Here is a 23,439-nt window from a genome sequence, read left to right on the forward strand (position 1 = left end):
TCCCTAAATAACAATGATGTAAGCGAGTGAAAATAGAAGTAGAGCTAAGGTTGACGTTAAGTACATTAAGCGCGTTGATTGACCTATGTCCTCTGGCTCGATTTCTCTAAGGAAATCTCCAATCCAAGGCTTTTCTACCAATTGACCAAAGTAGTTACTTGGACCACCAAGTTGCACACCAAGCGCTCCCGCGACCGTCGCTTCAGACCAAGCGCTGTTAGGGCTTTTATGTTGATATCGGTCTCGCCAACCAACGGTAAATGCAGATTTACCATTGCACCCCATTAGGAAGGCAGACAATGAAAACAGCAGCCAAGAAATACGAGCAGGAATAAAATTCGCCACGTCATCCAAACGCGCAGAGACAAAACCCAACTCTCTATAGCGATCGTTTTTGTAACCAACCATAGAATCAAGGGTATTGATCGCTTTGTATGCCATCGCAAGTGGTACACCGCCTATAAACAGATAGAGCATCGGTGCAATCACACCATCTACCGTGTTTTCAGCCACAGTTTCGACTGTCGCTCTGGTGATCTGTTTTTCATCCAGTTGGCTGGTATCACGTCCAACGATGTAAGAGACTTTGAGGCGTGCTTCTTCAAGGTTATGAGAACGCAGCGGGATTAGCACTTCATAAGCCGCATCTTTTAAGCAGCCTGTCGCAAGCACAGTGAATGCAAGCCAAAGCTCGACAACTGTCCCAAGTAGCCAGTGGATGTCATAACTCAAATGAATCACTGCCCAAGTAATTAAACCTGCAGTGCCAACAATCCAGAGCCACAAAATGCCGCCAGCGATATAGAGCCATACTTTGCTGCTAAAGATTTGTCGGATTCGTTTCTCCATATTGGAAATTGAAATCCCGATCAAACGTACAGGATGGGGCCAACTGTGAGGATCACCAATCAACAGATCCATAAAGAACGCGGTGAAATATAGAGTTAAGGTCATCATAGGCTTCGCGCCCTCTTAAACCACTCAAGCAACATCTCCGGAGACTGCGCAAAATGCACATGGAGATACATCGCTAACGTATTACCTACTTGATAACCACCTCGCCAGGTTGCAAGCACTTCGCCTTCATGGACTTTACTCAGTGTGAATGCCGGCTCCATATCCGTAACAAAATCGGAATAATGAAATTCGTGACCACGTAACTCATTTCCAGACAGGCACAACAAAGTGTCTACGTTTGCTTTTGCATTGCAGTAACCAAAGCGATTCAGCTTGTTAGACATAACGCTTTGACCTGACAAGATACCGACCATGGGATAGATGTTTTCTTCACTGTCAGAAAGTGAACTCCCTAAATACATCAATCCGCCACACTCTGCATAAATGGGCAAATTGGCTTGATGAGCCGCAAGGATTGATTGCAACATCGAACGGTTTTTCGAAAGCTGCTCCGCGTATAGCTCAGGGTATCCGCCACCGATATACACCAAATCGCATTCAGGTAATTGTGAGTCCGTTAGAGGGCTAAAATATCGAATTTCAACACCGCAACTGGTTAGGAGATCAAGATTCGCTTGGTAATAGAAGTTGAATGCCTTATCCATCGCGACTGCCATAACTAAGCCTTTACCCTTACCTGCCATCGCTTGATAAATCGTCTGCGTTGTACCTTGGTAAAGTTGGGAGCAAGCAACACTAAGCAAGCCATCAACATCAACATACTGTTCAATAGCGTCAGCCAGTTCATCCCATTGAGAATCCATATCTTGTGATTCTTGAGCAGTCATCAAACCTAAGTGACGAGAAGGAAGTTCAATATTGGGTAACTTAGGTAATCGACCAAACGCTGGAATGTGGCAATAGGTTTCTACGGCCTGTTTAAGAAGCTGGTAGTGCTTATCTGAATTGACGTTATTAAATACAACACCTGCAATGTTGATCTCTTTGCCGAACTGCTGAAAGCCCATAACAATCGCGGCAGCTGATGTCGACATAGCTTTACCGTCTACAACTAAAATCACTGGGCATTTGAGTGCTTTGGCTGTACCTGCGCTGCTGCAATAGTATGGATCGGTGCCATAGCCATCGAATAACCCCATAACACCTTCTATCACTGCGATGTCGGCATTTTGTGTTTGTTGATGGAATAAGGCGTTAACAGTCTGCTCATCGAGCATAAAGGAATCTAAATTATGGGATGGAACGTTGGCGACTTTGCTGTGCCAAGCGGTATCAATGTAGTCTGGGCCAACCTTAAATGGCTGAACTTTTAGCTCACGGCGACACAAGGCTCTTAGTAAACCTAATGTGAATGTTGTTTTGCCGCTTCCGCTGTTTGTGCCCGCTATAAGTAATGCTTTCATAGTCCACTTTCAGTTACGTTTCTGAACGGACGGTGGGCAGGTGAAAAGTCGTAGGGTCTTAAGACAGGAACCTACTTCTCTCACTCTCTTCCCACCGAAGGAGTTATTGAGTTCAACTTGATTCGTCTTCTGGCTTAGCTTCATCCTTCTTGATTCCTTCCCGTTTCACCTATGAAACAGTGGTATAACCAAGTCGTCAGCATTACAGCAGCGGGGGCTGCGGAGGATTCTCACCTCACTTCCGTAATCCCTTGCGGGATATATGCCCAGTCTGGGGCATAACCAAATTGAAATATCGTGTTTCGACAACTAAAACTAACTACATATCTTGTTCCTAAATCTCACTATAGGCTTCTAGTAAATAAATTCTGGCTACCATGATGATGAATTTCTGCCAAATTATCACCTTCAATGGTAATAAATTGTCATGCTAACCTAAACAACCATTTAAAACAGTATCTTACAGAGTTAATTAAAACATACAAATGGTAATTTATTGTCATTGTGCAATATTCAAATATGTTAAGTGGCACCGGTTATTAAACTCAAGTGCCACTTAAAAATTAAATCACTTATTTTCTAGATCAACTAATCGTGAATTACCGCATCTTGATAATGTTTATCTCTATATTCTTGTGGACTCATACTGCAATTTTTTCTAAATACTTTGCAGAAATAACTGGTCTGAGAAAATCCCAAATTTTTCGCAATTGTCGCCACAGGGATACCACTGCTTTTTAACATTTTCTTGGCGTGCATAATACGGCAATTATTCAAGTACGCATTGAAACCAATGCCAAGATGTTTCTTGAATAACTTCGAAAAGTAGTAAGGGCTCAGATAGATATGGGCAGCGACATCTTCCAATTTAATGTCGTCACTAAAATGGTGCTCAATAAAGCGCAACGCCTTTTTGATCTTATGATCATTGTTATTGATAGAGAGCTTTTGTTGGTCGTTAATGCCAGTATCGTCAATCACTACAAGGTTAATGTGCTTACGAATACAGTTCTCAACAATCAGTTGCAGCAACTCGGCAGAAGCCAGGACTTTTTGGTAATCAACGACTGGAATATCTTCAAAGCAATGACGAAGCTCCTCGTCTTTTTCCCACATATTTTGAGTGTGAGCCATCCCTTCAATGGACTCATCTTCATGGCCGATAAGTCTTACCTGCCCGCACAACACAAAGCCAACCAAGTGTCCTTCAACGATCAAAGGAATTGAGAAATCCGTAAGCCCAGCATGGCATTGGTACACACACGGTTTGTTATCAACAGAGGCTTTGAGGCCACCTCTTTTATCACTGAGCATGCATTGATTGTAGAGTTCGGGGTTCTGTCTGATCTTCTGACAGAAATCTGAAAAGTTAAATCGTTCTGATATTTCCTCTCCATGTATATTTACGACGACCACGGCTAATTCTGTCGCTTGTGCAAAATCTGAAGCGATCTTTCTTATTAATGCTGAGTCTAATGAGGTAACAGAAGACATAACCACCTTCTTAGTCCATTGATACGATACAAAATACTTCGTCCCGAAATTCGAGTTTATATGTAGCACCAAGATGAAAACAAATAAGTGATCAGTAACTAAATTAACCAATTTATTTCGTCAGATTTATGTAAAGAAACTTTGATGGTTAATATTTTGATAATTAATTGTTACATGCAACTAATTTACTTAGAGAAAGGAAACACTTTAATTTATTCATATAACGAAATTAAAAAACCTGTCTAAGTGACATAAATGTGAAAAAATTTATTCATATCACTCAGACAAGAAATAAAATAGACGTTTATTCCAATATTTTAACTACCTAATTCATGAGCAGTGAGAATCGCAGAAAGGACTAATTCTGGGGTCACTTTAAATGGCATGTTGTGGATAGTTTCCCCTTCTGCACATGCTGCTTTCGCCACGTTGAGTAGCTTATCTTTGTCTATGTGCAGAACACCCATATCGGTTAGATTGGTTGGTAGCCCAACATTGCAGCAGAATTCGATCACTTCATTGATTTCTTCCATTGGTGCATTTTCTAAAACCAACTGAGTAATGGTACCAAACGCCACTTTTTCACCATGGTACAAATGATGGCACTCTTCTAGAAGTGTCAAACCATTATGAATCGCATGTGCAGCAGCCAAGCCAGAGCTTTCAAATCCAATTCCGGAAAGATAGGTATTGGCTTCAACAATATTTTCCAGAGCACGGCTTGAAAGGTTGTTGTCACACGCTATTTTAGCTTTCAACCCATCGCTCATCAGAATTTGGAAGCAGAGTTTTGCTAACGCTTGCGCCGCTTTTGTTGGTGCGCCGCCAGCCATAGTTCCTTTGCCGGAACGCTCGTTTGCCCTTGCTTCAAAATAGGTAGAGAGTGCATCCCCCATACCAGAAACAAGTAGACGTGTCGGCGCTTGCGCTACGATCTGAGTATCCATAATCACAACGTCAGGGTTTTTGGTGTAGAAGCGATATTCGCTGAACTCGCCTTCTGGCGTATAAATTACTGACAATGCGCTGGTGGGTGCATCAGTTGACGCTATCGTCGGCACAATTACCACAGGAATACTAAGCTCCGCACCAACGGCTTTCGCAGTATCTAATGTTTTACCGCCACCAATACCCACCACAGCTTCAACTCGCTGATCTTTTGCAACGGCAGTTAAACGTTCAATTTCTGGCTGTGAACATTCACCACCAAAAAGTGCAAAGTACCCTTCAATATTTTGCTCACTGAAACTTACGCTCACTCTTTTTTCTACTAACTGAGTAACGAAGTCATCGGCAAGCACAATAACGGAACTCCCTAGAGGCTTAACGTACGCCCCTAAGTTATCCATCACGTTTGGTCCTTGTACGTACTTACTTGGGCAAATAATAATGTTATCCATTGTTGCTCCTTAGGGCTTTAAGACCCTAGTTTCACGTTAAAAGTAATCTCAACGTCATACTTAAAGCTGCTGTTGTAAAAAATGATGCCTCACCTTTTACAACTCGCAGCTTTAAATACCTGTGCATAGGATTATATTTTGTTGGTTCTACTCATTAGCAAAACGGTGAATCCAGAACGACTTCTGTACACGTTAAAGTTGTGTCTGGCCCTCAACCTCCTTTGCTGAAGGTTTCTCCGCTTCTAAACCTTTACCAATAAAGAATTTGTAGCCTGCACCACCCACGCATGCACCGATGATCGGAGCTATGATTGGCACTAAGAAATAAGGAATATCGCGCGCGCCAGTCATGGCAACATTTCCCCATCCTGCTAAATAAGCGAATAGTTTTGGTCCGAAATCACGTGCAGGGTTCATCGCAAATCCTGTTAATGGGGCTGTTGATGCACCGATAACTGCCACAAGAATACCGATTAATAGAGGAGCCAAAGCACCTCTAGGTACACCGTTACCATCGTCGGTCAAAGCAAGGATCAATGACATAAGTGTTGCGGTAATAATGATTTCTACAAAGGCTGCTTGGAAAACGGAAATGGCAGGATGAGGATAGGTACTAAAAATACCGGCCAAGTAGAGACTCTCTTCAGAACCACGCACCATATTGTTGGCCGTTTCATATGCGGTGAAAAGGTCTTTGTAAATTAGGTAACACATTGCAACACCAAAGAAAGCGCCCGCAGTTTGAGACAAGCTGTAAGGAATCACTTTACGTTTGTCAAAGTTCGCAAACAGCCAAAGGCCAATGGTTACCGCTGGATTCAAGTGTGCACCAGAGACGCCTGCAGTTAGATAAACGGCTAGAGAGATCCCCAAGCCCCACACAATACAAATTTCCCACAAACCATAAGACGCTCCAGCGACTTTGATAGCAGACAAACAACTTGCACCAAAAAATAAAAATAGCCCTGTTCCGAAGAACTCAGATATACATTCGTTTCGTAGGTTACTCATGACATTATGTTCCTTTTTATAGAAATAAACGCTGCCTTATATAAGGTGTTTATTTAATTAAATATAAATATAACCCCTATTCCACGAAGCCAACTCACGGTTCATGAAATGAAAAACTTCGACATAAAGTATATTTTTTTAATTTATTACTTTTTTGCCATCAATTCACACTTTATAGGTATTTTTTAAATACCCATTAATAAAAATGCACAAAATTAGATTAAATGATGTTTATTTACAACAACTTATACAACATAACGAAAGGTAAAATATTGCTTATATTAAATTTCAATTATTGATACGGAAGTCCCATAAATCCGTTATTTATGACTAACTTCAAATTATTTGTAACTTTGCTAAATGTCACAAAAATAAACAATAAAAAAATAGCTAAATAGCAATTTTTTACCAATAGCCTATTCCTCATGAACCCTGAAATTACTTATACCTACATTTTGAAAGTGCAATTTTTTCACATATAGCACTAATTAGTCGCAATTAAATCCCTCAAACTAAACCATTATTTTTCGTCCGACTTTTCTAATATCTCTGCGCAACATTATGAAAATACTACGAGGTATAAATATGCAACAAGAAGCACTAGGAATGGTCGAGACCCGTGGTCTAACCGCTGCAATTGAAGCTGCAGACACAATGGTCAAATCGGCAAACGTAGTCCTTGTCGGATACGAAAAAATCGGCTCTGGCTTGGTAACAGTGGTTGTTCGTGGCGATGTGGGTGCGGTTAAAGCTGCAACTGACGCAGGCGCATCTTCTGCTGCCAATGTTGGTGAAGTTGTCGCAACACACGTTATTCCTCGCCCTCATACGGACGTTGAAAAAATTCTTCCAAAAGGACTTAACGAATGAGTGACAACCCATTAGTTGAACAAATCATGAATCAGGTGATCGCTCGGGTTCAGAATGGTTCACCTGATGTCTCCTCAGCGAAAAAAAATCGAGGTGAAACAATGGATAAAAAAACATGCAGTCTTACTGAGTTTGTCGGTACTGCTATTGGCGACACCATCGGGTTAGTCATAGCAAACGTCGACACGGCTCTTTTGGATGCTATGAAACTGGAAAAACGCTACCGCTCTATCGGCATCATGGGTGCTCGTACTGGTGCTGGTCCACACATCATGGCAGCAGACGAAGCAGTGAAAGGTACAAACACTGAAGTGGTTTGTATTGAACTTCCTCGCGACACCAAAGGCGGCGCAGGTCATGGTTCTTTAATTGTGTTTGGTGGTGATGATGTTTCTGACGTTCGTCGCGCTGTTGAAGTTGCACTTAAAGAATTGGATCGCACATTTGGTGACGTATATGCAAACGCAGCTGGTCACATCGAACTTCAATACACCGCTCGCGCAAGCTACGCACTAGAAAAAGCATTTGGCGCACCGCTAGGTAAATCTTGTGGCGTCATCGTGGGTGCTCCTGCTTCTGTGGGTGTTTTGATGGCAGATACTGCAGTGAAATCTGCAAATGTTGACGTAATCGCGTACAGCACTCCAGCAAACGGCACAAGTTTCAGTAACGAAGCCATCTTAGTAGTTTCCGGTGATTCAGGCGCAGTTCGCCAAGCAGTTATCTCTGCTCGTGAAATCGGTAAAACACTACTAGGTGCATTGGGTGACGAGCCAACTAACGATCGTCCTTCTTACATCTAATCAAATTAACGAGGTTGGTTCATGCGTTCAAAAAGATTTGAAGCACTGGCAAAACGCCCAGTTAACCAAGATGGATTTGTAAAAGATTGGGTCGAAGAAGGCTTTATTGCAATGGAAAGCCCGAATGATCCAACGCCGTCCATAAAAATAGTCAACGGAAAGGTTGTTGAACTGGATGGTAAACCCGAATCTAAATTCGATTTAATCGATCACTATATTGCACGTTACGGTATTAACCTTGCCAATGCAGAAAAAGCAATGGCAATGGACTCCGTTAAAGTCGCGAACATGCTTTGCGATCCTAACGTTAAGCGCGCAGACATCATTCCGCTCACTACCGCAATGACACCAGCAAAAATTGTTGAAGTCATGTCGCACATGAACGTGGTAGAGATGATGATGGCCATGCAAAAAATGCGTGCTCGCCGTACTCCGTCTCAACAAGCTCACGTTACCAACGTGCGCGACAACCCTGTTCAGATCGCTGCCGATGCTGCAGAAGGTGCGCTGCGTGGTTTTGATGAACAAGAGACCACAGTAGCCGTTGCGCGTTATGCACCATTTAACGCTATTGCGCTACTTATCGGCTCTCAAGTTGGTCGCCCAGGCGTACTAACTCAGTGTTCATTGGAAGAAGCAACTGAGCTAAAACTAGGTATGTTGGGTCACACCTGTTATGCAGAAACTATCTCTGTTTACGGTACTGAACCTGTATTTACCGACGGTGATGACACGCCTTGGTCTAAAGGTTTCTTGGCATCATCTTACGCATCACGCGGCTTGAAAATGCGCTTCACTTCGGGCTCAGGTTCTGAGGTACAAATGGGTTATGCCGAAGGCAAATCCATGCTCTACCTAGAAGCTCGCTGTATCTACATCACTAAAGGTGCTGGCGTACAAGGTCTTCAAAACGGCTCAGTAAGCTGTATCGGTGTACCATCAGCGGTGCCATCAGGTATTCGTGCAGTACTTGCAGAGAACCTTATCTGTGCAGCTCTCGATCTTGAATGTGCATCCAGTAACGACCAAACATTTACGCACTCGGACATGCGTCGTACCGCACGTTTGTTGATGCAGTTCTTGCCAGGTACTGACTTCATTTCTTCTGGTTACTCTGCTGTTCCTAACTACGACAACATGTTCGCAGGTTCAAACGAAGACGCTGAAGACTTTGACGATTACAACGTTATCCAACGTGACCTTAAAGTCGATGGTGGCTTACGCCCAGTTCGCGAAGAGGAAGTCGTTGCGGTTCGTAATAAAGCAGCACGTGCAATGCAAGCTGTATTCGCCGGTCTTGGTTTCCCAGTGATCACCGATGAAGAAGTCACAGCAGCGACTTACGCTCACGGTTCGAAAGACATGCCAGAACGCAACATCGTTGAAGACTTGAAAGCAGCTCAAGAAGTGATTGAGAAGAGCTTGAGTGGTCTAGACGTAGTGAAAGCGTTAGCGAAAGGCGGTTTCGAAGATGTGGCAACCGACATGCTGAACATTCAGAAAGCGAAGATCTCAGGCGACTACTTGCACACCTCAGCCATCATCGTGGGTGACGGTCAAGTGCTATCCGCCATTAACGATGTCAACGACTACGCAGGTCCCGCTACGGGATATCGTTTACAGGGTGAACGTTGGGAAGAAATTAAGAACATTCCAAATGCCCTTGATCCTCAAGATCTTGGATAAGGAAGGCGAAAGATGGTTGATATCAATGAAACACTGTTGCGTCAGATTGTTGAAGACGTACTAAGAGAAATGGCAGGCGCAGATAAGCCAGTTTCTTTTGCTAAATCAGCTCCAGCTGGCAATGAAGACTCATTCCTACGTGAGTTAGCACCAGCCAAAAACGGTAGCAGCAAGGATGAAGTGATTATCGCAGTTGGTCCAGCATTTGGTTTAAGCCAAACAACCAACATGGTTGGCACACCGCATAAAGCAATCATTCGTGAGCTCAAAGCAGGCATCGAAGAAGAAGGTTTAAAAGCACGCGTTATTCGCTGCTTCAAATCGTCAGACGTTGCGTTTATTGCCGTTGAAGGTGACCGCTTAAGTGGTTCCGGTATTTGTATCGGTATCCAATCAAAAGGTACTACGGTAATTCACCAAAACGGTCTTCCACCGCTTTCTAACTTAGAGCTTTTCCCACAAGCACCACTTTTGACGCTAGAAACTTACCGTCAAATCGGGAAAAACGCCGCTAAGTATGCAAAAGGTGAATCGCCACAACCTGTTCCAACACTGAACGACCAAATGGCTCGTCCTAAGTACCAAGCAAAATCTGCGGTATTGCACATCAAAGAAACCAAACACGTTGTGCAAGGCAAAGGTGCTGTGGAACTTGAGGTCTTAGATTAACGAAAGGAAATGCTATGAATTCTGAATCTATCGAATCCTTAGTTCGCGACGTGTTGTACAAGATGAGCAACACAAGCGATGCGCCGGTTTCGTCAAGCACAGCTCAATCTAACAGTTCAGTGACTGTTAAAGATTATCCTCTAGCGAACAAACACCCTGACTGGGTCAAAACCAGCACAGGTAAAACACTAGACGATATCACTCTCGCGAACGTGTTAAACGGCAGCGTGAAATCAGCAGACATGCGTATCACTCCTGAAATTCTGAGAATTCAGGCAGACATCGCACGCAGTGCTGGACGTGAACGCTTGGCGATTAACTTTGAACGCGCGGCAGAACTGACTGCTGTACCTGATGATCGTGTTCTTGAGATTTACAACGCACTCCGCCCTTATCGCTCCACCAAAGAAGAGCTGATTGCAATCTCTGACGAACTCAAATCCAAATACCACGCGACGATCTGTTCGCAGTACGTTCGTGAAGCGGCTGATTTGTACGTCGAGCGTAAAAAACTCAAAGGCGATGATTAATCTGAAAGCGCATAAGAAGTTGACGTTAAAGGAGTATGGTGATGGCGTATATAGTGGGCATTGATATCGGTAACTCTACGACCGAAGTTGCATTAGCAGTTCAGCAAGCCGGGGAAACTCGCTTTGTGGCAAGTGCAATTACAGAAACAACTGGTATCAAAGGCACCAAGCGTAATTTGTTTGGTATCTATACTGCGCTGGATCTCGTGGTTAAAAAAGCCAATTTAACACGTGAAGACATTGACATAATCCGCATCAATGAAGCCACGCCCGTAATTGGTGATGTAGCGATGGAAACCATTACGGAAACCATCATTACTGAATCAACAATGATCGGACACAACCCCAAAACACCCGGTGGTTTAGGACTTGGGGTTGGCATCACCATCACCTTTAACGACTTACTGCATTGCGACAAAAGTAAGGCTTACATACTCGTCGCACCCGGCGAGCTAGATTTCGCAGACATTGCTGCCATGATCAATGCCGCAACACAAGCAGGCTACAAAATCGAAGCTGCAATTTTGCAAAAAGACGACGGTGTACTGGTCAGTAACCGCCTCAATAAAATTATTCCTATTGTCGATGAAGTGAAATACATCGACAGAATTCCGATGGGCATGCCCGCTGCTGTTGAAGTCGCCATGCCTGGACAAGTGATCTCTACCCTATCCAACCCCTACGGCATTGCAACTGTGTTCGAACTCGACGCAGACGAAACCAAAAACGTAGTGCCAGTGGCAAGAGCACTTATCGGTACTCGTTCAGCCGTTGTTGTCAAAACGCCTGAAGGTGATGTGAAAGCCCGTACGATTCCCGCGGGCCACATCACTCTTTATTCAGAAGGTAGAACAACAACCATCGACGTTGCTCAAGGCAGCGAAAAAATCATGCAAGGGGTTTCTGCCTGCAAAACATTAGACAACGTGACGGGTGAAGCTGGCAGTAACATCGGCGGTATGTTGGAAAACGTTCGCCAAACCATGGCAGAACTGACCAACAAGCCAAGCAATGAAATCTACATCCAAGACTTGTTGGCTGTAGATACTTTAGTGCCTATTAATGTCACTGGTGGTTTAGCCGGCGAGTTTTCTCTTGAGCACGCGGTCGGTATCGCCTCAATGGTGAAATCGGATCACTTGCAAATGGCGCGTATCGCAGAAGAAATACACGGCACTCTCAACGTCAAAGTTCAAATAGGCGGTGCTGAAGCAGAAGCGGCTATCCTCGGTGCACTCACCACTCCCGGTACACAAACGCCGTTAGCAATTCTCGATTTAGGCGCAGGTTCGACAGACGCTTCCATCATTGACGGCCAAGGCAGAATGACAGCCATACACCTAGCAGGCGCAGGTGACATGGTCACGATGATCATTGCTTCCGAACTGGGATTAGATGATACCTATTTAGCCGAAGACATAAAAAAATACCCACTGGCTAAAGTAGAAAGCTTGTTCCACTTACGCCATGAAGACGGCACGGTGCAATTCTTTGATAAACCTTTACCAAGCGAAATTTTCGCACGCGTTGTCGTCGTAAAAGAAACCGGATTTATTCCATTAGCAGGCGAAGAATCGATTGAAAAAGTGCGCATGATTAGACGCACGGCGAAACAACGAGTCTTCGTTACTAACGCTATACGCGCGCTTCGCGCAGTCAGTCCAACAGGCAATATTCGAGATATACCTTTTGTTGTCCTTGTCGGTGGTTCTTCACTCGACTTTGAAGTTCCACAATTAGTCACAGATGCATTATCGCACTACAACCTTGTTGCTGGTCGAGGCAACGTTCGTGGAACTGAAGGTCCACGTAACGCTGTAGCGACTGGGTTGATCCTTTCCTATCACACTAGTAAAGGAGAAGCCCATGCATAGCCAATTACAAGAAGTTCCTGCCATTTGGGTTTATCTGGAACAAGTAGACAACAAACAACTTCATCAGATGCTTTGGGGAATAGAAGAAGAAGGCATTCCCTTCAAGACAACTGAAAAACAGATAACCGACATAAGAAAAGAAGCACATAACGCGGCATCACTCTCACCTCTAGCGGTTGGGATTGCATGTACTCATCAGGAGATCGTGGTGCACTCGCGCAACCTCACTCCTGAAAGCCCGCTATTTCAAGTTTCACTGCACACACTCGGCGCTCAAGGCGAGCTTTACAGCCAGTTACGCAATTTAGGCTGTAATGCTGCCCGTTTAGTGAAAGGTCTGCCTTTTAAACCTGTGAACGATGCAAACCAGTGAAGCTATTTAAGTTAAGAGCGCTCTAGGAGAACGAGATGAACAACATATTTAAGCATTTTGAAACCCTCTTCCCTAGCAACCAATAACGTGACATTCAAACCAAGGAGGCACGTGTGAGAAAGTCATTAGGACTATTAGAAATCAAAGGGTTAGCTAGCGCTATTTTAGTAGCAGATGCAATGGCTAAAACCGCATCTGTCACTATTGTGGGGATCGAAACCTGTAAAGGTGGCGGTTGGCAAACCATCAAGGTGGTGGGTGATGTTGCAGCGGTTCAAGCATCACTCTCTTCTGGTTGTGAACTGGCAAAACGTCACAACGCATTCGTAGCAATGAAAACGCTCTCCAGACCTGATCAAACCATTATGGATACGTGGGGAACGCCAGTAAAAAAAGCTGAGTTGAAAAAGCCAAAAACTATGCCACCTAAAGTTGAGCATGCCGTTGAACCTACTGATGTGCAAAAGACTGAAAGCATCGAATCAGCTTTTGAAAAAGAACCAGTTTCTGAAAACGAACCCGTTTCGGAATATGACATCGTTGTCGAAGAAGTTATTGCTGAAAATCAACCACCAGCAAGTGTTGAAGCGACTTGTAATTTATGCGGAGACCCGCTTTGTGAACGCGTGAAAGGCGAACCTCACACCAAGTGCATCCACAATACCAAGGTGAAATAACGTGAATATTGTTGAAGTTAAACAAGCAGTTTGCAACGTGTTGACCCAGATGCGAGAAAGACCGATCCCCGTGGGTATTTCTAATCGCCATTTGCATCTGTCTCAACGCGATTATGACTGCTTGTTTCCAAATCAAGCGATGTCGGTTCGCAAAGAGTTGAAACAACCTGGGCAATACGCCGCGGATCAAACCGTAACGCTCGTTGGTCCAAAAGGAAAATTGGAAAAGGTTCGTATTCTTGGCCCTGTGCGTAGCTCTACTCAGGTAGAAATATCCAAAACCGATGCTCGCACCTTAGGTATTCCTGCTCCGATCCGTTTGTCTGGTGACCTTAACGATACTCCTGGAATCAAGCTGGTCAGCGATATGGGTGAAGTGAACCTGACTAAAGGCGTCATTGTCGCGCTAAGACATATTCACATGTCGCCTCTCGATGCTTTGTTGTTTGGGGTAAAACACGGTGATTCTGTATCGGTTGCTATTGAAGGCACACCAAGAGGAACGGTGTTTGAAGAAGTATCGATTCGCGTGTCTCCAGATATGGTGTTAGAGATGCACCTCGATACTGATGAAGCCAATGCTGCGGACGCGGACAATCCGCAAGCGTTCGCCAAAATATTGAAGGTGTCATCATGATGAAACTGGATGACAAAGTTATTGCAGCCATTGTTGAACGTATCGCAACCCTACTAAGCGAACGTGAGCATGCTGTCTACACCACTACACTTCCAGCGCTGGCTTCTCCTGTTGAACTCGGTGTTCTCGCTCGTCATGGCAAGATGATGGTCGAGTCTGTTGATGCCAATAGCATTTTGGCACTGGCTCGTTGCCAAACAGAGACTCCAGAAGTGAAACACTTACTGAAAGTTGTGAGTTTTGGTGTTGAGGTTACTTTAGTCATCCACCCTTCTCTTTGTTCAATGCTGCCTGTTAAGGCTTTGACTAACTTGCCATTTATTTGGCAAACCAAAGATGGTCAGCCCGTTGTTTTATGGGGGCGTTCTGTTCTGGCTTACGGCGATGTCTGCCAACTTACTCATTCCGTCGTGGTAACCAGACCAAACACCATAGTTACAGCAATGGCAAAAGACGTAATGACCAAAAATCACATCATTTGGTCCTGCTCGGAGGACACATTATGGATTTAGCAAAAGTAGTCGGCTCAGTGGTTTCGACTCAAAAATCAGAAAGCTTAGTTGGACGCAAATTGCTGCTTGTACAGCCAGTTGGAACCGATGGACAGAGCCCTAAAATGCCCGGTTTTCCACCTGAAGTAGCCGTTGATTGTGTGGGCGCAGGTGACGGTGAATTTGTGCTGCTCACCAGAGGATCGTCAGCCAGAGCTTGCCTGAATAACGATCGCTCCGCAGCCGATTTATGTGTGGTTGCCATCTTAGACTCTTTGTCTGTGTCGGATAAGTAAGGAGAAGTCTCGTGGGCATTTACACCAAAACCGGAGACAAAGGCACTACTTCTCTTGTAGGTGGCGTTCGCATAGCAAAAACCGACATACAGGTTGAAGCTTACGGAACCGTCGATGAACTCAATGCCAACATCAGTGTTGCTCAGAAATTGGCGACGGTTGAAAACACAAAACAGCTGCTTGATAGCATTCAATATCAACTGTTCTATATCGGCGCTGAGCTAGCATCCCCAGATCTCAACGTTAAATCAGACAATCAGCAGCAAGTGGGTGAACAAGAGATCAAAGCGTTAGAAGACGCAATTGATGCTGCTATGGCTCAAGTACCAGCACTGCACAGCTTTGTGTTACCGGGAAGTTCGGTTTCAGGGAGCCAAATGCATCTTGCTCGCGCAGTATCTCGCCGTGCAGAAAGAAGAGTACTGGCAGTGAACGAAATCAAACCGGTTCGCCCAGAGTTAATGAAATATCTCAATCGACTCTCTGATGCGCTCTATGCCTTAGCGCGACTCGAAGACCACGAGAATCAAATTAAATGTGTGATTAGCAAAGTTGTTCAGCGATACCAAACGCTCACAGCAAACGGCGTACACCACTCTCCGGCTCAGGACAAGGCAACACAGACTGCGTTGAAACTGTTACAGCTCGCAATAGCAGAAGCCAAACAGATCGGCATTCCTATTGTTTTTGCTCTGGTCGATGCCCATGGCAACACCATCTTAAGTTATCGCATGCCACACGCTCTGTTAGTCAGCAGCGAATTGGCGCTCAAAAAAGCCTATACCGCCGTGGCTCTAAAAATGGCAACTCACGAATTACATAACCTTGTTCAACCGGGTCAACCTCTGTTCCAAATCGAAGCCAGTTGCAGTGATCAATTGGTCTCTTTCGGTGGCGGCTACCCTATTTTCGCTGATGGAAAAATCATAGGCGGGATTGGTATTAGTGGCGGCTCGGTTGAAGAAGATATGCAAATAGCGCAAGCCGCATTAAAAGGACTCTAAGGAATCATTATGAATAGCACAGAACTCGAAGGAATCATTCGTACCATCCTGACTGAAAAGCTTGCCAGTGAAACAGGGAAAGTATCAAACAGTGAAGCGCCTAAAAGCATCGCTATCTTTGACGATGTCGACAGCGCAATCAAAGCAGCTAACGATGCCTATCGTCGTTACCATGAACTACCATTGAAATGCCGTAGTGCAATCATCGCAACGCTACGCGCAGAGCTAGAAGCCGATATTCCTTATCTTGCAGAAGAAGCAGTCAAAGAAACTGGTATGGGCAATGTTGGTCATAAGATCTTAAAAAACAAACTGGCTCTGGAAAAAACGCCGGGCATTGAAGATCTCAAAACCACAGCGTTGACTGGCGATGACGGTATGGTGTTGTTTGAATATTCGCCATTTGGCGTGATTGGTTCAATCACACCAAGTACCAACCCAACGGAAACGATCATCAACAACAGTATAAGTATGCTTGCGGCAGGTAATGCGATTTACTTTAGCCCTCATCCGGGTGCGAAAAATCTTTCAATCTGGTTAATCAAACGTATTGAGAACCTAATCTATAAAACCTGCGGTGTGCATAACTTAGTCGTGACGGTTGCTACGCCAAGTTTTGAAAATACCCAGTTAATGATGCAGCACCCAGACATTGCTGTATTAGCCATTACCGGTGGACCTGCGATTGTGACCATGGGTCTTAAAAGCGGTAAGAAAACCATTGGCGCCGGAGCGGGGAACCCGCCTTGCTTAGTTGACGAAACTGCCGAGATTACTAAAGCCGCGCAGGACATCGTTTCTGGCGCTTCCCTTGATAACAACATCCCATGTATTGCAGAAAAAGCGGTTGTGGTAGTCAATCAAGTCGCTGACGAACTCATCACGCAAATGGTGGATTACGGAGCCCTGCTGATTCGCAGTTCAGAAGATGTCAAAGCACTTAAAGCAGCCTGCATTATTGACGGTGGAATCAATAAAAAACTGATTGGTAAAAGCACCACAACCATTCTTGAAGCTGCAGGTCTGCCAGTTCCGCTAAAAGAGCCAAAACTGATCATCGTCGAAACCGCAAAAGATGACCCACTTGTGGTTCACGAGCAGCTCATGCCAGTGTTGCCAATAGTGCGTGCAAAAGACTTTGAAGAAGCCTTAGCGATATCGCTCAAAGTCGAAAACGGACTGCACCACACTGCGGTCATGCATTCACAGAACGTGTCGCGTTTAAACAAAGTCGCACAGCTGATGCAAACATCGATATTTGTTAAAAACGGACCTTCATACGCAGGTATCGGTTTCGGAGCTGAAGGGTTTAACACCTTTACGATTGCAACGCCAACGGGTGAAGGAACAACGTCTGCCAGAACCTTCTGCCGACTAAGACGTTGCACGTTAACTAACGGCTTTTCAATCCGTTGATTTTGGTGGCGAATACCATGAAACGTTTTTCTATATCAACCGCCATATATAGTGGTGAAAACAGCCTGAAACGCTTGAACAAATATCAAAACAAGCGCGTTTGGATTGTCTGCGATGAGTTTCTCGCTAAAGGCACACCTATTGAGCGTGTCAAAGCGGAACTCAAAGGCAATGAAATCCGAGTCTATACCGATATTCAGCCTGATCCGAATGTGTTGACGGTTGTTTCAGGCATGAAAGACCTCATTGCGTTTAAACCCGATGTAGTCATTGGTTTTGGCGGAGGATCTGCCATTGATGCAGCTAAAGCAATGGTCTTCTTCGCCACCAAATTCGATATCAAGCTTGAACGTTGCATCGCCATACCAACCACCAGCGGTACAGGCTCGGAAGTCACTAATGCAACCGTGATCACCGATGAAAACAAAGGCATTAAATACCCAATATTTGATGCCACTATCTACCCTGATGAAGCGATACTGGACCCTTCATTTGTCGTTACTGTGCCTCCCCATATCACTGCCAATACGGGGATGGATGTGCTAACACACGCCATCGAAGCTTATGTGTCAACCACAGCCAATGACTTTAGCGATGCTTTAGCAGAGAAGACCATATCTTTAGTGTTTGAGTATCTACCCACCGCTTGTGTCAAAGGCAATTGTGAGAAAACTCGGGAAAAGATGCACAACGCATCGTGTATGGCGGGCATGGCATTTAGCCAGTCAGGTTTAGGAATAAACCACGCTATCGCCCATCAGTTAGGTGGCAAGTTCCACGTTGCTCATGGATTGGCGAACGCAATTTTGTTGCCCCACGTGATTCGTTTCAACGCAAAAAACGATATTCGCGCTCGCAAACGTTACGCACGCATCGCGAAAGCGTGCCGCTTCTGTCATCCAGATGCGTCTGCTGAAGCCGCTGTGAATCAACTGATCCACAACATCGTCAGATTACAAAAAGAAGTGAAGATAGCCACTTCATTACACGTATTAAAAATTACCCGCAGAGACGTTCTCGCCCAAATGGATGCGTTAGTGGAATCCACATTACAAGATTCCACCATGACAACTACTCCGTATAAAGCGAACCCGCTGCAGGTGAAACAAATCATAGAGGCAATCCTATGACCCTAACTAATAGTATGACGGAAACGAAGGAAGCACCGTTACGTAAAATGAAATCTCTATCCGCTGAAAAAATCGCGGATATTGCGCGTGAATCTGGCATCGTCGGTGCAGGAGGCGCGGGTTTTCCAACCTATGTGAAGCTGCAATCGAAAGCTGAAATATTTCTGGTCAATGCCGCTGAATGTGAACCGATGCTGAAAGTTGACCAACAGCTCATGGTGAGCCACGCCTGTGAGCTGATTCAAGGCATTCGCTATGGCATGAAAGCAACTGGTGCGAAAGAAGGCATCATTGCTCTCAAAGCTAAATACAAAAAAGCGATTGCCACACTTACCCCCCTGCTTACCGACAACATCCGCATCCATATTCTGCCAGATGTGTACCCTGCGGGAGACGAAGTCATCACTATTTGGCTTGCTACAGGTCGACGCGTGCCACCGGCACAAATTCCGATCAGCATTGGTGTAGTGGTAAACAATGTTCAAACCCTAATTAACCTAGCCAAAGCGATTGATGAAGAGAAGCCCGTCACCCATAGAACGCTCACCATTAATGGTGCAGTAAACAAACCAATGACGCTTACTGTTCCTATCGGTACAAAAATGAGTGAGTTGATTGAGCTTGCTGGAGGTTGCACTGTCGACCATCCAGAGTTCATCAATGGTGGTCCCATGATGGGCAAATACATCTCTGATATTGATGCTCCTGTTACGAAAACCACAGGGGGCATTTTGGTATTTCCCAGAGAACATCTGCTTATTCAGCGTCGTCTTAAAACCGATCAACAAATCATCGCGATGGCGAAAACCGTATGCGAGCAATGCCGCCTATGTACCGACTTATGCCCAAGACACATCATCGGTCATGAACTATCACCGCATGAACTGGTTAAGTCGATGAGTTACAAACAGTTTGCTAAACCTTCAACCTTGCTATCGGCGTTAACCTGCTCGGAATGCAGCGTCTGTGAAAGCTACGCATGCCCTGTTGAGATTTCGCCTATGCGTATTAACCAGATCTTAAAAGGTGAATTACGCGCTCAAAAAGCAAAATACGAAGGTGAAATAGAGCCACAAGATCCGATGGCTGAACATCGTTTAGTCCCTATCGGACGTCTGGTTAAGCGTCTTAATTTACTGCCTTACTACCATGAAGCACCAATGGTTGAACCTTTATGGCAACCAGAGTTTGTTTCCATCCCACTGCAACAGCATATCGGTGCTCCTTCTGTTCCTGTTGTCAGTGTTGGTGATGATGTTGAAGCCGGAGATTGTATTGCAAAAGCAGCACCTGATGCGCTCAGCGTTGCTCAGCATGCAAGTATCACAGGCACCATTACGGAAGTTGACACCAAAGTTATCACAATGCGTCGGGGGTAATGTATGCATCATGCAATTGGATTAGTTGAACTCAACAGTATCGCCAAAGGAATCGAAGTTACCGATACGATGCTAAAAAGCGCCAATGTAGAACTTTTGACAGCGAAAACCATCTGTCCGGGTAAATACATCATTATGGTTGGAGGAGAAATCGCAGCTGTAAAACAGTCGGTAGAAAATGGAGAACGACAAGGTGAACACATGGCAATTGATAGCTTTGTGTTGCCCAACGTTCACGCCTCTATTCTGCCCGCTTTAAGCGGTGTCACAGTCACCGACCATAAGCAGTCTATTGGCGTAGTGGAAACCTACAGCGTAGCAACTTGTATTGAAGCCGCAGACGCTGCTATTAAAGCCTCCAACATCGAATTGCTCAGAATTCATATGGCGTTTGGTATAGGTGGTAAATGCTATTTCGTCGTAAATGGTGATGTTTCTGATGTGCAAACCGCCGTCACTGTCGGCAGTAACCGAGCAAGTGACAAAGGCTTACTGGTTCACGGCTCTGTGATTGCAAAACCACACCCTGAGTTATGGCGTCAGTTGATGTAACGAGGTTGCTATGTTCGATAACTTAGAAAAAAAAGAGCGCGTTATTCAGGAATACGTACCGGGTAAACAGGTGACACTGGCGCATCTTATCGCCAATCCGAATAAAGCGGTTTACAAGAAACTTGGGTTGAATGAAGCCGCAAATGCTATCGGTATTATGACGATAACACCTAGTGAAGGTGCAATCATCGCCAGTGATGTAACGACCAAATCCGGCAATGTCGAAATCGGTTTTATCGACCGTTTCACCGGTGCGGTAGTGATCACCGGAGACGTATCTGCGGTGGAATATGCGCTTAAACAGGTGATTCATGTGCTGAGCAATCAACTCAAGTTCACCCCATGTGATATTACTAGGACCTAAGCAATGAAACGTCTGATGTTGGTAGGTCAAACACTGAGTGGCAAAACCACGCTGCTGCAAAAACTACGCGGCTTACCATTACGTTATCAAAAAACTCAGTCGTTGGAATGTGAAGATCTATCCATTGATACCCCTGGGGAATACTTGGAAAATCGCTGTCTCAACAGCGCTCTGATCACCACATCCTACGATGCCGACATCATAGGGTTAGTTCACAGCGCAACAGCCATTCAACAAATGTTCTCCCCTTTATTTTCCAGTGCTTTCACCAAGCCTGTGATCGGTATTGTCACTAAAGCCGACGCCCCTGATGCCAGTATTGGAGAAGCCATCGCCCATTTAGCCAATGCAGGCGCAGACCCAATTTTTGTTACCTCCTCATTCAATGGCGATGGTATTGACGATTTGGTGGAGTACCTCAGTGAAACTAAGGATCAACAAGCTTTAGCACTTGTTACAGAAAGGAATTAAGCACGATGTCACTTAACGAAACATCTCAGAAAATTATCGCCATTAACGCTGGCAGTTCTTCTCTTAAATTTCAGTTATTTTCAATGCCTGATGAAGTTTCTCTATGCCAAGGTTTGGTTGAACGTATTGGTTTAGCCGATGCAATTTTTACCATGAAGTTCAACGGACAAAAAGTGAGTAAGACCATCAGCATAGCCAACCACCAGCAAGCGGTGGATATGCTGCTTACCAGTTTAATTGAGTACCGAATTGTTGCTGATTTAAAAGAGATACAAGGAGTGGGTCATCGAGTGGCACATGGAGGTGAATACTTCCCTGATAGCGCCATCATCAATGATGACACGATTGAAAAAATCACTCGATTAAGTGACTTGGCACCGTTACATAACCCTGTCAACTTAACCGGAATACACGCGTTTAAACAGGCGTTACCCGATGCAAAAGCAGTCGCCGTATTTGACACCTCTTTTCATCAGACCATGGCAAAACCTGATTACATCTACCCTATTCCGTACGAGTATTACCGTAAGCACGGTATTCGTCGCTATGGGTTCCATGGCACGAGCCACAAGTACGTTGCGAACCATTATGCCGAAATGATTGGTAAACCGATTGCTGATTTGAATCTCATCACCTGCCATTTAGGAAACGGCTCCAGTATTTGTGCCATTAAAGGCGGTGAATCGGTTCATACTTCGATGGGATTTACACCGCTTGCTGGGGTAATGATGGGGACTCGTTGTGGAGACATCGACCCTTCTATTCTGCCGTTCCTAGCTGAAAAAGAATCGCTAACTTTGTCTCAGTTAAACGAGATGATGAATAGCCGCTCAGGTTTTCTAGGTGTATCAGAACTATCTCACGACTGCCGCGATATACAACAAGCATCAAAAACCAATCAACAAGCCAAGTTAGCGTTGGATATGTTTGTCGAACGTGTACGAGCTTATGTTGGTCAGTATCTGGTGAAGTTAGGTCGCGTAGACGCCATTTTATTTACCGGTGGTATCGGGGAAAACTCTACCGATATCCGAGAAAGCGTATGTTGTTCACTAGAACCACTAGGAATTTTTGTCGATGTGAACAAAAACCGCTCTAAATCAACGATTTTTTCCACTCAAGAGAGTTCAATTTCTTTAGCGGTAATTGAAACTAATGAAGAACTAATGATTGCTAAAGACGTCATGAGGGTATCACTATGAAAGGGAAAGTTTGGTTAGTGGGTGCAGGTCCGGGCGACCCAACACTATTAACAGTAAAGGCGCTGTATTGTATCCGTGAGGCCGACGTCATTGTTTACGATAGGCTGGTAAGCAAAGAGATATTGCAGCAAGCACCAAGCAGTTGCCAAATGGTCAATGTGGGTAAGTTACCGAATTTTCACCCAATTCCTCAAGATGACATCAATGAAACCTTAGTGAATTTCGCCCAACAGGGCTACAATGTCGTGCGCTTGAAAGGTGGTGACCCCTATGTGTTTGGTCGTGGTGGTGAAGAAGCCGATGCCTTGGTAGAACATGGAATCGAATTTGAAGTCGTTCCGGGAATTAGTTCTGCCATTGGTGGTTTAGCTTATGCGGGTATCCCTGTCACTCACAGAGATCATGCCTCCTCCTTTCACGTAGTAACAGGACATCTAAAGCAAGGTAAAGATCCACTCGATTGGTCTTTGTATTCTAAACTAGATGGTACTCTCGTTATTTTGATGGGTATGAGTCAAATCGAAAACATCTGTCAGCAATTGGTCGACGGCGGTAAAGCTACGGATACTCCCGCAGCGGTGGTTCGTTATGCTAGCCGTGATAACCAACAAGTGGTTACTGGAACCGTTACTGATATAGCACAGCGCGTGCAAGAAGAAGGTATTACTTCGCCAGCCTTGATAGTGATTGGCGGCGTTGCTCAGAAACACGCAACACTTTCGTTTAAAGCCACATGTCGTCAAATTAGCGAGTTAGCACAACTTCAACTCGATTTAGCTTAAAGGCAGT

Annotated in this window: 25 protein-coding genes and 1 riboswitch; of the genes, 20 read left to right on the forward strand and 5 right to left on the reverse strand. The window is 44.8% G+C overall.

Going from position 1 to position 23,439, the window contains the following annotated elements; translation table 11 throughout:
- Positions 1-3: 3 nt before the first annotated feature.
- The 5 genes from cbiB to G5S32_RS07660 all read right to left on the reverse strand — a co-directional run bounded on the left by cbiB (position 4) and on the right by G5S32_RS07660 (position 6,226).
- Complete coding sequence (cbiB, locus tag G5S32_RS07640) at positions 4-957, reverse strand: adenosylcobinamide-phosphate synthase CbiB (protein ID WP_207621568.1); 954 nt, start codon at positions 955-957, stop codon at positions 4-6.
- Positions 954-2,321: a cobyrinic acid a,c-diamide synthase CobB gene (locus tag G5S32_RS07645; RefSeq protein WP_165311456.1), complete on the reverse strand. Its 1,368-nt coding sequence runs from the start codon at positions 2,319-2,321 to the stop codon at positions 954-956. Before G5S32_RS07645 ends, cbiB begins: the two co-directional genes overlap by 4 nt.
- A 102-nt stretch (positions 2,322-2,423) precedes the next feature.
- A riboswitch (cobalamin riboswitch) is annotated at positions 2,424-2,623 on the reverse strand.
- Positions 2,624-2,909: 286 nt separating this feature from the next.
- Positions 2,910-3,815, reverse strand: a complete 906-nt coding sequence (pocR, locus tag G5S32_RS07650; RefSeq protein ID WP_102941966.1) for a transcriptional regulator PocR — start codon at positions 3,813-3,815, stop codon at positions 2,910-2,912.
- A gap of 317 nt (positions 3,816-4,132) precedes the next feature.
- On the reverse strand, positions 4,133-5,215 hold the full coding sequence (locus G5S32_RS07655; protein WP_165311457.1) for a glycerol dehydrogenase: 1,083 nt from the start codon (positions 5,213-5,215) through the stop codon (positions 4,133-4,135).
- 192 nt (positions 5,216-5,407) lie between these two features.
- The gene (locus tag G5S32_RS07660) at positions 5,408-6,226 is read right to left on the reverse strand and encodes an MIP/aquaporin family protein (protein WP_102941964.1); all 819 of its coding nucleotides are present in this window, start codon (positions 6,224-6,226) and stop codon (positions 5,408-5,410) included.
- 585 nt (positions 6,227-6,811) lie between these two features.
- Between G5S32_RS07660 and pduA the strand changes: the two genes are divergently transcribed.
- The 20 genes from pduA (at position 6,812) to cobA (ending at position 23,432) form a co-directional block, all read left to right on the forward strand.
- Positions 6,812-7,096 (forward strand): propanediol utilization microcompartment protein PduA, encoded by a 285-nt coding sequence (gene pduA / locus G5S32_RS07665; RefSeq protein ID WP_102941963.1) that lies wholly within the window; start codon positions 6,812-6,814, stop codon positions 7,094-7,096.
- Entirely contained in the window at positions 7,093-7,899 is an 807-nt protein-coding gene (gene pduB / locus G5S32_RS07670; RefSeq protein ID WP_102941962.1) for a propanediol utilization microcompartment protein PduB, read from the forward strand. Before pduA ends, pduB begins: the two co-directional genes overlap by 4 nt.
- 21 nt (positions 7,900-7,920) lie before the next feature.
- Positions 7,921-9,585, forward strand: a complete 1,665-nt coding sequence (gene pduC, locus G5S32_RS07675) for a propanediol dehydratase large subunit PduC (protein WP_112404360.1) — start codon at positions 7,921-7,923, stop codon at positions 9,583-9,585.
- Positions 9,586-9,597: 12 nt separating this feature from the next.
- Positions 9,598-10,254, forward strand: coding sequence for a propanediol/glycerol family dehydratase medium subunit (locus tag G5S32_RS07680; protein WP_102941960.1), 657 nt, complete (start codon positions 9,598-9,600; stop codon positions 10,252-10,254).
- A 14-nt stretch (positions 10,255-10,268) separates the two neighbouring features.
- On the forward strand, positions 10,269-10,784 hold the full coding sequence (gene pduE / locus G5S32_RS07685) for a propanediol dehydratase small subunit PduE (RefSeq protein WP_102941959.1): 516 nt from the start codon (positions 10,269-10,271) through the stop codon (positions 10,782-10,784).
- Positions 10,785-10,825: 41 nt separating this feature from the next.
- A complete protein-coding gene (locus G5S32_RS07690; protein WP_165311458.1) occupies positions 10,826-12,658 on the forward strand; it encodes a diol dehydratase reactivase subunit alpha in 1,833 nt (610 codons plus the stop codon).
- Positions 12,651-13,031, forward strand: coding sequence for a glycerol dehydratase reactivase beta/small subunit family protein (locus tag G5S32_RS07695; protein WP_165311459.1), 381 nt, complete (start codon positions 12,651-12,653; stop codon positions 13,029-13,031). Before G5S32_RS07690 ends, G5S32_RS07695 begins: the two co-directional genes overlap by 8 nt.
- Positions 13,032-13,144: 113 nt before the next feature.
- Positions 13,145-13,708, forward strand: coding sequence for a BMC domain-containing protein (locus tag G5S32_RS07700; protein WP_207621569.1), 564 nt, complete (start codon positions 13,145-13,147; stop codon positions 13,706-13,708).
- 1 nt (position 13,709) lies between these two features.
- Complete coding sequence (locus G5S32_RS07705) at positions 13,710-14,345, forward strand: phosphate propanoyltransferase (RefSeq protein WP_246200998.1); 636 nt, start codon at positions 13,710-13,712, stop codon at positions 14,343-14,345.
- A complete protein-coding gene (gene pduM, locus G5S32_RS07710; protein WP_165311460.1) occupies positions 14,342-14,857 on the forward strand; it encodes a PduM family microcompartment protein in 516 nt (171 codons plus the stop codon). Before G5S32_RS07705 ends, pduM begins: the two co-directional genes overlap by 4 nt.
- On the forward strand, positions 14,848-15,132 hold the full coding sequence (locus G5S32_RS07715) for a EutN/CcmL family microcompartment protein (RefSeq protein WP_102941954.1): 285 nt from the start codon (positions 14,848-14,850) through the stop codon (positions 15,130-15,132). The genes pduM and G5S32_RS07715 overlap by 10 nt, the downstream gene beginning before the upstream one ends.
- A gap of 11 nt (positions 15,133-15,143) precedes the next feature.
- Positions 15,144-16,136 (forward strand): cob(I)yrinic acid a,c-diamide adenosyltransferase, encoded by a 993-nt coding sequence (locus G5S32_RS07720; RefSeq protein WP_165311461.1) that lies wholly within the window; start codon positions 15,144-15,146, stop codon positions 16,134-16,136.
- Positions 16,137-16,145: 9 nt separating this feature from the next.
- A complete protein-coding gene (locus G5S32_RS07725) occupies positions 16,146-17,552 on the forward strand; it encodes an aldehyde dehydrogenase family protein (protein ID WP_165311462.1) in 1,407 nt (468 codons plus the stop codon).
- Between the two features lie 17 nt (positions 17,553-17,569).
- On the forward strand, positions 17,570-18,682 hold the full coding sequence (locus G5S32_RS07730; RefSeq protein WP_165311463.1) for a 1-propanol dehydrogenase PduQ: 1,113 nt from the start codon (positions 17,570-17,572) through the stop codon (positions 18,680-18,682).
- Positions 18,679-20,061 carry a 4Fe-4S dicluster domain-containing protein gene (locus tag G5S32_RS07735; protein ID WP_281347252.1) on the forward strand — a complete coding sequence of 461 codons (1,383 nt, stop codon included), beginning with the start codon at positions 18,679-18,681 and terminating at the stop codon, positions 20,059-20,061. Before G5S32_RS07730 ends, G5S32_RS07735 begins: the two co-directional genes overlap by 4 nt.
- A 3-nt stretch (positions 20,062-20,064) precedes the next feature.
- Positions 20,065-20,613 (forward strand): BMC domain-containing protein, encoded by a 549-nt coding sequence (locus tag G5S32_RS07740; RefSeq protein ID WP_165311464.1) that lies wholly within the window; start codon positions 20,065-20,067, stop codon positions 20,611-20,613.
- Between the two features lie 10 nt (positions 20,614-20,623).
- A complete protein-coding gene (gene eutS / locus G5S32_RS07745; RefSeq protein WP_102941949.1) occupies positions 20,624-20,977 on the forward strand; it encodes an ethanolamine utilization microcompartment protein EutS in 354 nt (117 codons plus the stop codon).
- A gap of 3 nt (positions 20,978-20,980) precedes the next feature.
- Complete coding sequence (locus G5S32_RS07750) at positions 20,981-21,448, forward strand: EutP/PduV family microcompartment system protein (protein WP_165311465.1); 468 nt, start codon at positions 20,981-20,983, stop codon at positions 21,446-21,448.
- 5 nt (positions 21,449-21,453) lie between these two features.
- Positions 21,454-22,650: an acetate/propionate family kinase gene (locus G5S32_RS07755; RefSeq protein ID WP_165311466.1), complete on the forward strand. Its 1,197-nt coding sequence runs from the start codon at positions 21,454-21,456 to the stop codon at positions 22,648-22,650.
- Positions 22,647-23,432, forward strand: coding sequence for a uroporphyrinogen-III C-methyltransferase (gene cobA, locus G5S32_RS07760; RefSeq protein WP_165311467.1), 786 nt, complete (start codon positions 22,647-22,649; stop codon positions 23,430-23,432). The genes G5S32_RS07755 and cobA overlap by 4 nt, the downstream gene beginning before the upstream one ends.
- Positions 23,433-23,439 lie beyond the last annotated feature (7 nt).

Origin of the sequence: Vibrio ziniensis (genome assembly GCF_011064285.1) — a bacterium.
Classification (GTDB): domain Bacteria; phylum Pseudomonadota; class Gammaproteobacteria; order Enterobacterales; family Vibrionaceae; genus Vibrio; species Vibrio ziniensis.